Origin of the sequence: Streptomyces sp. NBC_00016, from assembly GCF_045040885.1 — a bacterium.
GTDB lineage: Bacteria > Actinomycetota > Actinomycetes > Streptomycetales > Streptomycetaceae > Streptomyces > Streptomyces coriariae.
This window is the reverse complement of sequence record NZ_CP108304.1, coordinates 8,714,693-8,727,006: the sequence shown is the minus strand read 5'-3', so window position 1 is coordinate 8,727,006 and position 12,314 is coordinate 8,714,693. Positions and strand designations below refer to the sequence as shown.

The 12,314-nt window shown below is 72.4% G+C and carries 10 protein-coding genes; 2 read left to right on the top strand and 8 right to left on the bottom strand.

The window, feature by feature from the left end; genetic code table 11:
- Positions 1-83: 83 nt before the first annotated feature.
- Entirely contained in the window at positions 84-590 is a 507-nt protein-coding gene (locus tag OG933_RS38735; protein WP_267023896.1) for a MarR family winged helix-turn-helix transcriptional regulator, read from the bottom strand.
- Between the two features lie 337 nt (positions 591-927).
- Positions 928-2,550, bottom strand: a complete 1,623-nt coding sequence (locus tag OG933_RS38730; protein WP_405631696.1) for a cellulase family glycosylhydrolase — start codon at positions 2,548-2,550, stop codon at positions 928-930.
- 353 nt (positions 2,551-2,903) lie between these two features.
- On the opposite strand from OG933_RS38730, the gene OG933_RS38725 reads away from it, so the two are divergent.
- Both OG933_RS38725 and OG933_RS38720 read left to right on the top strand, forming a co-directional pair.
- Positions 2,904-4,394, top strand: a complete 1,491-nt coding sequence (locus tag OG933_RS38725) for an aldehyde dehydrogenase (protein WP_405631695.1) — start codon at positions 2,904-2,906, stop codon at positions 4,392-4,394.
- A complete protein-coding gene (locus tag OG933_RS38720) occupies positions 4,391-5,101 on the top strand; it encodes a gamma-glutamyl-gamma-aminobutyrate hydrolase family protein (protein ID WP_405631693.1) in 711 nt (236 codons plus the stop codon). The genes OG933_RS38725 and OG933_RS38720 overlap by 4 nt, the downstream gene beginning before the upstream one ends.
- A 60-nt stretch (positions 5,102-5,161) precedes the next feature.
- Here the strand turns inward: OG933_RS38720 and OG933_RS38715 are convergent, their stop codons facing one another.
- The 6 genes from OG933_RS38715 to OG933_RS38690 all read right to left on the bottom strand — a co-directional run bounded on the left by OG933_RS38715 (position 5,162) and on the right by OG933_RS38690 (position 12,281).
- Positions 5,162-5,734, bottom strand: a complete 573-nt coding sequence (locus tag OG933_RS38715) for a MarR family winged helix-turn-helix transcriptional regulator (protein WP_020126034.1) — start codon at positions 5,732-5,734, stop codon at positions 5,162-5,164.
- A 92-nt stretch (positions 5,735-5,826) separates the two neighbouring features.
- The gene (locus OG933_RS38710) at positions 5,827-6,750 is read right to left on the bottom strand and encodes an LLM class flavin-dependent oxidoreductase (RefSeq protein ID WP_405633640.1); all 924 of its coding nucleotides are present in this window, start codon (positions 6,748-6,750) and stop codon (positions 5,827-5,829) included.
- Between the two features lie 139 nt (positions 6,751-6,889).
- The gene (locus OG933_RS38705; protein WP_405631691.1) at positions 6,890-8,587 is read right to left on the bottom strand and encodes an amidohydrolase; all 1,698 of its coding nucleotides are present in this window, start codon (positions 8,585-8,587) and stop codon (positions 6,890-6,892) included.
- A 41-nt stretch (positions 8,588-8,628) separates the two neighbouring features.
- Positions 8,629-9,633, bottom strand: a complete 1,005-nt coding sequence (locus tag OG933_RS38700; protein ID WP_405631689.1) for an ABC transporter permease — start codon at positions 9,631-9,633, stop codon at positions 8,629-8,631.
- Entirely contained in the window at positions 9,630-11,234 is a 1,605-nt protein-coding gene (locus tag OG933_RS38695) for a sugar ABC transporter ATP-binding protein (RefSeq protein WP_405631686.1), read from the bottom strand. Before OG933_RS38695 ends, OG933_RS38700 begins: the two co-directional genes overlap by 4 nt.
- A gap of 9 nt (positions 11,235-11,243) precedes the next feature.
- Positions 11,244-12,281, bottom strand: coding sequence for a sugar ABC transporter substrate-binding protein (locus tag OG933_RS38690; RefSeq protein ID WP_405631683.1), 1,038 nt, complete (start codon positions 12,279-12,281; stop codon positions 11,244-11,246).
- Between the last annotated feature and the right edge of the window lie 33 nt (positions 12,282-12,314).

Here is a 12,314-nt window from a genome sequence, read left to right as displayed (position 1 = left end):
TTGCGACGATCAGCGATTGCGTGAGCCGGTCGGGACCGGTCGAGCCGCCCGGACCGGCGGGAGCGACCGGGTCGCCCGACCCGCTACCGGCGACGCCAGGGCAGACCCGCGGGGTCGGCCTCGGTGTTCTCGGCCCGTACCAGAGCCGCGCTGATAGCCTCGCCGATGTCCGCGAACTGGCGCACCTGTTCGGGGGTGAGGGCGTCGAACACCGCCCGGCGGACGGCCTCCACATGCCCCGGGGCGACCTCCTCCAGCAGCGACCTGCCCTGTTCGGTGAGGAAGGCGAGCTGGCCCCGGCCGTCGGCGGGGTCCTCCCGGCGGTCCACGAGACCGACCTCGCGCAGCCGGTTCACCGCGTGGGTGAGCCGGCTGCGGGTGATCTTCAGACGCTGCGCGAGCTCGGACATGCCGAGGGTGCCGTCCGGGGCCGCGGAGAGGTAGGCGAGCACGCTGTAGTCGGCGTGTGTCATACCCGCGTCGCGTCGCAGCTGCCGGTTGAGGTGGTCGGCGAGCAGGGTGGAGAAGTCGATGTAGGCCAGCCAGGCTCGTCGTTCGTCGGCGTTGAGCCAGCGGGGCGTCGTGGACATGGGCACACCCTACGGGGTGGGCCCGTCCCCGCCCGGAGAGCCGGAACGGCAGGACCGGCCGGAACGGCAAGACCGGCAAGACCGGCCGGAACGGCTGGGCGAACCGGAACGGCTGGGCGAACCGGAACGGCTGGGCGAACCGGATACGCCGGACCGCTTCGTCGGAGTGCGCCGAACGCAACGCGGCGGCCGATCTTCGGCAAACCCGTTCCGGTCCGAAACGCGAGTACAAAGCACCGGTACGGAACGCCGGTACGGAACGCCGGTGCGGAACACCGATACGGAGCACCGGCCGGCGGAGGCACCGAAGTCCTCCGCCGGTCGGCGGGAGCGCCGGTCAAGTGGTGGCGCAGGCGCTGCCGTTGAGAGTGAACGCGGTCGGTGCGGTGTTGGTCGCTCCCTTGCTGCCGATGAAGCCGACGGTGACCGAACCGCCGGCGGGGACGGTGGACGTGTACGAGGCGGGGGCGACGCTCACCGAGCCGCCGCTCTGGGTGGCGGTCCCGCCCCACATGTTGGTGACGGTCTGGCCGTCGGCGAAGGCGAAGGCCAGTTTCCAGCCGCTGATGGCGGTGGTGCCGGTGTTGCGCAGGGTGATGTCGCCCTGGAAGCCGCCGGGCCACTCCCCCACGACGCGGTAGCCGACGGAGCAGGCCACGGCGGGCGCGCTGCCGGTGGTGACGGTCACCGAGGCGGAGCGGGCCGAGCGGTTCCCGGCGGCGTCGCGGGCGTAGACGGCGAAGGTGTACGCGGTGTTCGCGGTGAGGCCGGTCACGGTGGCGGAGTTGGTGGTCGAGGCGGCGACACCGGTCTCGGTGGTGCCGCTGATCCGTACGACGTCATAGCCGGCGACGCCGACGTTGTCCGTGGCGGCCGTCCAGGAGAGCGTCGCGGAGGTGGCCGTCACCGTGGCGGCGGTCGGGGTACCCGGGGTGGTGGGGGCCTGGGTGTCGCCCGGGGTGCCGCCGCCGAAGATCGTGGCCTCCTCGGCGGTCTGGGCGATGCCGTTGACGCCGTTGAAGATGCGCTGGCCCCATGAACTGAGCTGCGCGGGATCGAAGTTGATCGTCAAGTCGAGGATCGGGTCGGTGTTCCCGCTCCAGGACCAGGCGAGGTAGCCCAGGTCGAGCTGCTGGGCGGTGGCCATCATGGTGTCCTCGTCGGGGTCGCCCCACTGGTCGGCGGGGCCGCCGAACTCGCCGATGAGAATCGGGAGTCGGGCGTCGACGAAGGCGTCGAGATAGTCGGTGATCTCCGCGGCGGTGTCGAAGACGCTGTACATGTGGATCGAGAAGATCAGGTTGCCGGTGGTGTCGGCGGCGTACACGGCCTGGGCGTTGGCGCGCATGACGCCCTGCCAGTCCTGACCCCAGTTGGGCGCGTCCACCATGATCGTGTGCTGGAAACCGGCGTTGCGCAGCTTCTTGATCGCGGCGATGGTCGGATCGGTCCAGCCCGCCGGGTCGGTGTTGCCCCAGGGCTCGTTGCCGATGTTGACGATGATGTAGTTCTCCTGGCCGGCCAGGACGTCCTTCAGGCCGATCCAGTAGTCGGCCGCCTGGTCGAGCGTGCCGGCGGCGGTGTCCTCGCCGTACCCGGTGGTGTCGTGCACCTCCAGTACGCAGATGAGCCGGTTGGCCTTGCACTGCGCGACGACGGTCGCCACGTCCGAGGCGCTGTTCGCGCTCCAGCGGTGGCCGTCGGCGAGGACGACGCGCACCGCGTTGGCGCCCATCGCCTTGATGTCGGCGAGGGACTGCTGCGTCCTGCCCGGATACCAGGTGTGGGCGTGGTTCACGCCGCGCATGACGAAGTCGTTCCCGTTGCTCTCGACGAGTCGGCCGTCGCTGATGTGCAGGCCGGTGGCGAGAGCGTCGGGCGATCGGGTCTGGGCCTGGGCGGCGGCCGGGCAGAGGGCACCGACGAGGACCAGGCCGAGGAGGGCCGCGAGTCTGGTCAACAGCGTGCCCAGCGGGTGCGCTCGCGACGCGCTTCGGGTCGTGCTCCTTGCCGTGCTCGGTGTCGTGCTCCTTGCCGTGCTCGGTGTCGTGCTCCTTGCCGTGCTCGGTGTCGTGCTCCTTGTCGTTCTCACTGCGACTCCAGAAGTGAGGCCAAGAAACTCAGGCGGCAGAGGGGGTGGGGGGTGCGGGGGGTGGCATGTGGGAGCGCTCCCATGAAGCCACTACGTCAAGTACACGTCAAGCCCTTGCGCAGGGTCCCGCCGGATGCGGGGAGGCCGCCGAGCCTTGTGGGGAGACCCGCGAAGCCATATCGTTTGACATCAAATGATACCCCGTGAAGGGAAGACCTGGCATGCCGGACCTCACCCACGACGAGTGGCTGCGCCGCGCCAAGACCCTTGAGGTGTCCGGCGCCCATCACCTCGACGGCGCCGACGAGAGCGGTGGCGGAGCCACCTTCGCCGCCGTCTCGCCCCGGGACGGCCAGGTACTGGCGCGGGTCGCCGACGGGGGCGCCGCCGAGGTGGACGCCGCGGTGGCCGCCGCCCGCCGGGCCTTCGACACCGGCCCCTGGCCGCGCCTCGCACCCGCCGACCGCGGCCGGACGCTGCTCCGGATCGCCGACCTGCTCGAGGAACGGCGTACGGAACTGGCGCTCACCGTCACTCTGGAGATGGGCAAGCCCGTCACCGACGCGTACGGGATCGAGCTGCGGGCCCTCATCAACACCTTCCGCTGGTACGGGCAGTTGGCGGACAAGCTCACCGACGAGGCCCCGCACACCGCTGCCGACGCGCTCGCCCTGGTCACGCGGGAGCCGGCCGGGGTCGTCGGCGCGGTCGTGCCCTGGAACTTCCCGCTCACGCTGGCGGGCTGGAAGGTCGCCCCGGCGCTGGCGGCAGGCTGCACGGTCGTCCTCAAGCCGTCGGAGAACTCACCGCTGTCCGCCCTGCTGCTGGGCCGGATCGCGACCGAGGCCGGGCTGCCGGCGGGCGTGCTCAACGTGGTCAACGGCCGGGGGCCGGTGGCGGGCCGTGCCCTCGGGCTGCATCCGGACGTCGATGTCCTGGCCTTCACCGGCTCCACCGCCGTGGGTCGCCACTTCCTGCACTACGCCGCCGACTCCAACCTCAAGCGCGTCTGGCTCGAACTGGGCGGCAAGTCCCCCAACATCATCCTGCCCGACGCCCCCGACCTGGCGAAGGCCTCCGCCACCGCCGCCTGGGGCATCTTCTTCAACCAGGGCGAGATGTGCACCGCACCCTCTCGCCTGCTGGTGCACTCCTCGATCGCCGAACGCGTCACCGAGGCGGTCGTGGCCCGCGCCCGGGAACTGCGGGTCGGCGACCCCCTCGACCCGGCCACCGAGATGGGCGCGCTGGCCGGCGCGGCTCATCTCGACCGGGTACGGGAGCATGTGGGCACCGGGCTGGCCGAGGGCGCCCGGCTCCGGGCCGGTGGCGAGCGGGTCCTCGCCGACACCGGCGGCAGCTACCTGGAGCCGACGGTCTTCGACCGGGTGGACCCGGGGATGCGGCTGGCCCGCGAGGAGATCTTCGGACCCGTCCTGTCCGTGCTCGCCTTCGACGACGTCGACGAGGCGGTCCGCCTGGCCAACGCCACCGAGTACGGTCTCGCCGCCGGCCTGTGGACCTCCGACCTGTCCACCGCCCACCGGGTCTCGCGCGCGCTCAGGGCGGGCACGGTCTGGGTCAACTGCTACGAGGAGGGCGACCTGACCGTCCCCTTCGGTGGCATGAAGCAGTCCGGCAACGGTCGCGACAAGTCCGCCCACGCCCTGGAGAAGTACACCGAACTGAAGACCACCTGGATCCAGCTGTGACGACGTCCGTACGCCCGCTCATCGCGATCCCCGCCCGCTTCTCCGCCACCACCTCAGCGCTCCGGTACGCCGCCGAGGTCAACGCCCGGGCCCTGATCGAGGCCGTGTGGCGGGCGGGCGGCGAACCGGCGACCATCCACCCCGCCAAGGGCGACGTCGCCTCTCGCCTCGCCCGCTTCGACGGCGTCCTGCTGCCCGGCGGCGGCGACCTCGCCCCGCACCGCTACGGCGTCACGGACACCCACGGCAGCGTCTACGACGTCGACGACCTCCAGGACGCCTTCGACCTCGAACTCGCCCGGCGGACCCTCGACTCGGGCCTGCCCCTGCTCGCGATCTGCCGGGGCCTCCAGGTCGTCGACGTCGCCCTCGGCGGCACTCTGGAGCAGGACATGGGCGGGCCCGGGCGCGAACACCGGCATGTCGTGCACCCGGTGGAGGTGCGGCGCGGCACGCTGCTGGAGCGGGCCACCGGCGCACAGAAAGTGGAGGTCTCCTGCTATCACCACCAGCGGGTGAGCGGCATCGCGGCCGGGCTCACGGTCACCGCACGAGCCGCCGACGGCACCGTGGAGGGACTCGAACTCCCCGGCGCGCGAGGCTGGTTCACGGCCGTCCAGTGGCACCCGGAGGACACCGCGCACGAGGATCCCGCGCAACAGGGACTCTTCGACGCACTGGTCCGGGCCGCCCTCGACAGCCACTGACCCCGCCCACGTCTCCTGGACCGCCCGGCGCGGTCGGGCGGGGTCAGGGCTTCGGCAAGGTCAGGCCTTCGGGCGGCGGCCGCTGCGGCGGGGGGCCGGGGCGGCGCCGTCGAGCAGGGCCGTGCGGCGCTCCTCGCCCTTCTCCTCGACCTGACGCACGACGCGGCGCAGACCGTCGGCGACGCTTCGGCACTCGTCGTCGCTGAGCCGGCTCGCGACGAACGCCTCCTCCTCGTTGAAGGCCGGGAACAGGCGCTTCATCAGCGCCTCCCCCTCGTCGGTGAGGCTGAGCAGGACCAGCCTGCCGTCGGCGGGATGGCCGGCCCGCCGCAGCAGCCCCCGGCCTTCCAGCGTCCGCGACACGCCGGTGAGCGTGCCCTTGGAGATCCCGGCCTCCTCGGCGACGTGCCGGGTCTCCGACTCCCCCCACACCCACACCACCCAGAGCACGACGAACGCCGTCCACGTCAGGTCCGAGCCGCGCAGCACGGAGTTCTCCAGGTGCTGCCGTACCGCCGAGGCGGCGCGGTAGATGTTGGCGACGACGGCCATCTGCTCCCGCCGCAACGGGATGCCGCCGAGCTTGGCCTCGGCGAGCTTCTCGGCTTCGGCGATGGATCGCTGGCCGGGCATCGGCACACTCCTTCGGCCACGTGATGCGTGGGTCGTCGTGTTGTTCGGACTCAAATTGTACGAAACGACAGGCCCACCGGGAGTGCGCCTCCTCAGGCGGTGAGTGCCTCGACGCGGCGCATCACCTCACGGCAGAACGCGCCGACGGCCGACGGGTCGTCGATGAACTGGTTGGGCTTGACGCAGAAGGTGGTGAAGCCCTGTTCCAGCTGTTCCGGGATGCAGGCGAGCGCCGCGCCGAGGTCCGCGGTGGAGTGGTCGTCGGGGAAGACCGCCCGGGTGCCGCCGATCATCTCCAGGTCGGCGACGTCCCGGCCGGCCGCGGCCATGGCCTCGCCGAGCGTCCGCAGGTCCTGCGGTGTCGGCCGCCCCAGCGGATGGAAGCCGTGGCCGTACCGTACGAGCCTGCGCAGGACGGGCCCGCCGAGGCGCTGACCGCCGAACCAGAGCCGTGGTCCGGTGGGGTGGAACGCCTTGGGTTCGAAGTGGACGTCCCGGAACGGGTAGTGCTCGCTCTCGTGCGAGATCGGCGACGCTCCCCAGGCCTTCGCCCAGATGTCGAGGTGCTCGTCGAGCAGCCGCCCGCGCTGTCCGAAGGGGACGCCCAGAGCGTCGTACTCGTCCCGGCTCCAGCTCACCGTCGGCTGCACCAGCAGGCGTCCTTCGCTGATCAGGTCCAGGGTGCCCAGTTCCCGTGCCATCAGCAGCGGGTGACGCAGGGGTGCCAGGACGGCGGCGGCGGCCAGGCGCAGGCGCTCCGTGACGGAGGCGATGGCGGCGAGCAGGAGCAGCGAGTGGGGCCAGGGGGTGAACGGGTCCTGGTTGCCCGGCAGGGCGTAGTCGCGGGGGTTGCCCATGACGCCGTCGGCGGCGGCGTCCGGGCCGAGCACGATGTGCTCGCTGACCATGACGGCGTCGAAGCCGGCTTCCTCGGCCTCGCGCGCCCACCGGATCGCGGCGGGCAGGTCGGCCCGGCCGCCGGTGAGCGTCCAGTTCTCGCTGAGGACGAGCAGCATCCGAGGTGCGGCGGTCGCGTCTGCGGCGGTCGCGTCGGCGGTGGTCATGTCGGCGGTGGTCTTGTCGGCGGTGGTCATGTCTCTCTTCGTGTCCTGTCCCTGCTCGGTGTCGCGTCTCTCTTCCGTGTCCCGTCCCTGCTCAGCGTTCGTGCACGATCCGGCCGTCGAACACCGTCAGGTCCACCTCGGCGTCGGTGAGGGTGTGCGGGTCCCGGTCCAGCAGGGGGCGGTCCAGGACGCACAGATCCGCGACCTTCCCGGCCTCGATCGACCCCTTCCAGCCCTCGGCGAAGTCCTGTCGGGCCGGGTTGACCGTGTACGAGCGCAGCGCGTCCGCCAGCGGAACGCACTGCTCGGGTCCGCTGCGCCGGCCGCTGGCCTTGGACTCCCGCAGCAGCATCGCGGTCACCCCCTGCCGCCAGTCGGGCTCCGTGATCGGCGCGTCGGAGCTCGCGCACACGGTCACCCCGGCCTCGACCGCCGACCGTACGGGCCACTGGTAGGCGGAGCGCTCGGGGCCGACGACCCCGTCCATCAGGTCGGAGATGGTCCACTTGATGGCCGGGTTCATGTTGACGCCGTAGCCGTGGGCGGCAAGCTTGGCGAGGCTGCGCGCGCCGACGAAGTCGCCGTGGATGACGTAGTGCCGGGCGTCGGGTCGCGGCACGGCGGTGTTCGCGGCGACGAAGGCGTCGACGACCTCGTCGATGGCCCGGTCGCCGGTGACGTGCACGCCGAGCTGGAAGCCCGCCTCATGGGCGACGCGGATCATCTCGCGCAGTTCGTCGCTGCGCAGGGCGGGTGTGTCGCCGTGCACGCACAGCGCGCCGTGGCCGCCGTCGGCGTACGGCTCGTTCATCCACGCCGTGCGGTTGGGCGGCACCCCGTCGGCGAAGATCTTGACGCCGATGGCGTCGAGCAGGCGTGGGTCCGCGGTCCTGGGGCGGCGCAGTTCGGCCAGTCCCCTGCGCATGTCGTCGGCCGAGCCGCCCATCGGGGCGGGCAGCAGCAGGACGCTGACCCGGGCCTGGAGCTCTCCGCTCGCGGCGAGCTCGGCGTAGGCGGTCCAGTTGTCGGTGCTCAGCCCGCCGAGGAGGGAGGTGGCGCCGCCGGGGCCGAGTCCTGGCTCGGTGTAGCTGGTGATGCCACGGGTGTGGAGTTCGCGCACCACGCCCTGGATGGCTTCGCGGCGTTGCGCGACGGTGGGCGAGGGCAGCCGGGCGTTGACGAGTTCCTGGGCGGCCTCGCGCAGGATGCCGGTGGGCCGGCCGTCGGGGTCGGCGTCGATGACACCGCCCGGCGGGGGCTGGCCGGCCCCGTCGACACCGCAGCGGCGCAGCGCGGCGCTGTTGACCCACACGAGGTGTGAGGAGAAGTGCGTCAGACAGACGGGGTTGTCGGGTGCGACCGTGTCCAGGTCCCGACGGTGCGGGAAGCGCCCGGGGTCGGCCAGGCACTCGGCCAGGTAGCCGGTGTCCCAGCCCAGGCCGATGATCCAGTCGCCGGGCCGGGCCGTGCGGGCCGCCCGGCCGACGGCGTCGGCGATGTCGGCGATCGATCCGACCGCCGGGTGGCCGACGTCGAGGGCGAACGGCGACTTGGTCAGGCCGTAAGCGGCTCCGTGGAGGTGGGAGTCGTTGATGCCGGGCAGCACGGTCCGGCCGCCGAGTTCGACGAGCCGGGTGCCGGGTCCGACCAGGGCGCGCATCTCCGCGTCGCTGCCGACGGCGACGATGTCGCGCCCGCGCACGGCCACGCCCTCGCTCACGGTGAAGTCGGCGTCGACGGTCAGGACCTGGCCGCCGGTCAGGACGAGGGAGGGGGCGCTGTCGTTCACGTGGGTCCTCTCGGAGTGGGGGCGGGGCGGGGCGATGCGGGTCACCGGGTCGGTCGCGGGCCGAAGCAGGCGAGGGCCGCTCCCGCGACCAGGGCGGTGCCCTGGGCCATCTGCTGCCAGAACGTCGGCACGCTCAGCAGTGTCAGGCCGTTCTGGAGACAGCCGAGGAACAGCACGCCGAGCAGGACACCGAGGACCGAACCGGAGCCGCCGGTGAGCGCCACCCCGCCGAGGAGGACGGCGGTGAGCACAGTCAGTTCGAACCCGGCCCCCGAGGTGCCGGCGACGACGCTGTCCAGCACCGACGCCTTGATCGCCCCGGCCAGCGCGGCGGCGGCCCCCGTGACGAGGAACAGCGCGAACGGCGTACGGCGGACGGCGATGCCGGAGAGGTGGGCGGCCTCCCGGTTGACACCGATCGCGAAGACGTGCCGCCCGGCCGGGGTGAGCGCCAGGAACAGGGCGCCCGCGACCAGGACGAGCGCGGCGAGGACGACCGGTGCGTCGATCCCGGCGATCCGCGACCCGCCGAGCCAGGCGAACCCGGAGCCGAAGCCGCTCAGCGGCAGCGGGAAGAGCTGCTGGGCGAAGCCGCGCACCGCCGTCAGCATGCCCAGCGTCACGATGAACGCGGACAGTCCCAGGTAGCAGCACAGGATGCCGTTCACAGCACCGACCGCGGCGCCCACGGCCAGCGCGCCGAGGACGGCGACGAGCGGGGACTGGTGCTGCTGCCCGGCGAGCCAGCCGGCCACCAGTCCGCCGAGCGCGAGGGTGGAGCCGACCGAGAGGTCGAGGTAGCCGCTGATGACCAGCAGGGCCAGGGGCACGGCCACGATGGCGAGGGTGGCGGCGTCGGTGGCGATGCCGCGCAGGTTGCCCGCGTCCAGGAAGGTGCCGGTCGTCAGCTGGAAGACCAGCACCATGAGGGCGAGGACGAGGAGCAGCGGATGCCGCCGTACGGCGTTCAGCCCGACGTCCGCCCGCGCTCGCGGGGTCGGCGGGAAGGGGTCGGTGGAGGCGGTGGTCGTGGTCGCGGTGGTCATGCCGCTCCTTCCGGGCTCGGGGAGGTCGGGTGGTCGGCTTCGTGGACGGCCGAGAGCAGGGCGGCCTCGGTGAGTGCGGCGCCGGACAGTTCGCCGACGACACGGCCGGCGGCGACGATCAGGCAGCGGTGGGCGAGCGCGACGATCTCCTCGGGGTCGCTCGAGGCGAACAGCACGGCGGTGTCCCGCTGTTCGGCCAGCGAGGACACCACCTGGTAGATCTCCTGGCGGGCGCCCACGTCGACGCCCTGGGTGGGCTCGTCCAGGAGCAGTACGCCGATGTCGCGCGCCTCGTTGATCCACCTGCCCAGGACGAGCTTCTGCTGGTTCCCGCCGGAGAAGGCGGCGGCCGGCAGCCGTGGCCGGTCCGGGCGCAGCCCCACGGCTTCGGACAGCGCGCCGAAGATCCGCCGTTCGGCACGCAGGGCCCGCACTCCGTGCCGGGCCAGCGTGCGTACCGACGGGAGCAGCACGTTGTCCTGGGCGCTCAGCACCGGGAACACCGCCTGTCGGCGTCGGTCGCCGGGGACGAGGGCGAGGCCTGCGGCGAGCGCGTCCGCGGGGCGGGTGACCGTGACGGTCCGGTCCCCCACGCGGACGGTTCCGGCTGTCGCGGGGCGCCTGCCGAAGAGGGTCTCGAGGATGCGGGTGCGGCCTGCGCCGACGAGGCCGTACAGGCCGACGATCTCGCCCTCGGCGACGGCCAGGTCGACGGGGCCGAAGCCGGGGCCTTGCAGGGCGGTCACGGTGAGGCGGGGAGCGCGTGGGCGCCTGAGGGGTGGGGGCTGCTTGTCGTCCGGCGGCGGTACGGTCGTCCGCGGCGGGTCGCGCAATTCCCCGCGCGCCTTGAGTGGTTTTCCCGGGAGGTGCTCGGAAGACGCCGCTCCGACGATGGCCTCCACCAGTTCTCCTCTGGTCTGTCCCGAGACCGTCGAGCGGTGGCTCACGCGGCCGTCCCTCAGTACCGTCACCGCGTCCGCGAGTCGCTCCACCTCGGCGAGCAGATGGGTGACGTAGACGATGGCCAGGCCCTGGTCCCGCAGGTGTTCGACGCGCGCGGCGAGGGCGTCGCTCTCCGTCCCGGACAGGGCGGCGGTGGGTTCGTCCAGGACGAGCACCGAGGCGCTGCGGCTGAGCGCCTTGGCGATCTCCACCAACTGACGCTGTGCCATGGGGAGTTCTCCCACCCGGTCGCGAGGCGAGCAGGTTGCCGTGACCCGCTCCAGCAGACCGGCGGCCACCTCTTCCTGGGCGCGTCGGTGGACGGTTCCGTACCGGGTCCACTCCTGGCCGAGGAAGATGTTCTCGGCCACCGTGAGGGAGTCGACGACGCTGAGCGTCTGGAAGATGATCGCCACGCCGGCGGCGATCGACTCGCGCGGACTCAGCCGGGTGTACGCGGTCCCGTTCACCGCCATCGTGCCGGTGTCCGGCGGGAAGGCGCCGCCGAGACACTTGATCAGGGTCGACTTGCCGGCGCCGTTGTGGCCGAGGAGCGCGTGCACCTGGCCCGCCGGGACGGTGAGGTCGACGCCGTCCAGCGCGCGGACACCGCCGAAGGACTTGCCGAGGCCGCTGATGCGGAGGGTCGGTTCCGTCATCGCGGGCGCCTAGGAGTTCTGGGCGAGCAGGGCGTCGATGCGCGCGGTGTCGCCGGGCCCGACGAGCGTGATGGGCACCTGGACGCCGGGGTTCGTCTTCCCCGCGGCGACCGCGAGGGGTACGTCGACGACGGCGTTCGCGATGTCCTGCGGCGCCAGGGCGGCCGACGCGCGGTAGAAGGTGCCCTGTTTGATCGCCAGGAGGGAGGGGGCCGCGCCGTCCTGTCCGCCGACGAAGGTCCTGGCGTCGGTCGCCCCGCGGCCCGTCTGCTGGAGCGCCTTGAACCCGCCGTACGCGGCGGCGTCCGTGACCCCGAGGATGATGTTGAGGTCGGGGTGCTTGGCCAGCAGGGCGCGGGACTTCGACAGCCCGGTGTCGGGGTCGATGGCCTGCTCCCGGGCGACCACGTCGACGCCGGGCGCGGCCTTGGTGAAGGCGTCGATCATGCCCTTGGTGCGCTCGCGGCCGAGTTGGATCGTGTCGTCCGTGAGGAACGCGATCTTGCCCTTGCCGCCGAGCCGCTCGTGCGCCCACCGGGCGGCGGCCTCCCCCAGGAGCGTGCCGCCCTCGCGGAAGCTGAACTGGATGTCCGCGCTCTGGTGCTCCAGCGATCCGCCGTACGTGACCCAGATCAGTCCGGCGTGCATGGCGGCCTCGGCGATCGACTCGGCGGCCTCGAAGACCATCGGGAACGACACGATGGCCGGGACCTTCCGGGAGACCCAGGTGTGCAGATTGGTGGCCTGGGTGTCGGCACTGCTCGCGTCGCTCGTGGTCAGCAGGGAGACGCCGTGCTTCTCGGCGGCGGCGGAGGACAGCTTGACCAGTGTCGAGTAGAGCGGGAGCTGGGTGAAGGGGTAGTCCAGGCCGATCCGGGTGAGGGTGCGCGCCCCCGTCGCCGAGGCTCCCGCGGCCTGCGTGGAGTTCGTCCCCTCGTCCGGTGCCGCGCAGCCGGCGGCGCCCAGGAGTCCGGTGGCGAGGGTGCCGCCGGACAAGGCGAGGAACTGCCGGCGCGAGGCCTGGGAAGGGGACGGAAATCTGTTCATGGCGGCGGTCTCCGAGGAATGTGGCCCGGTCCT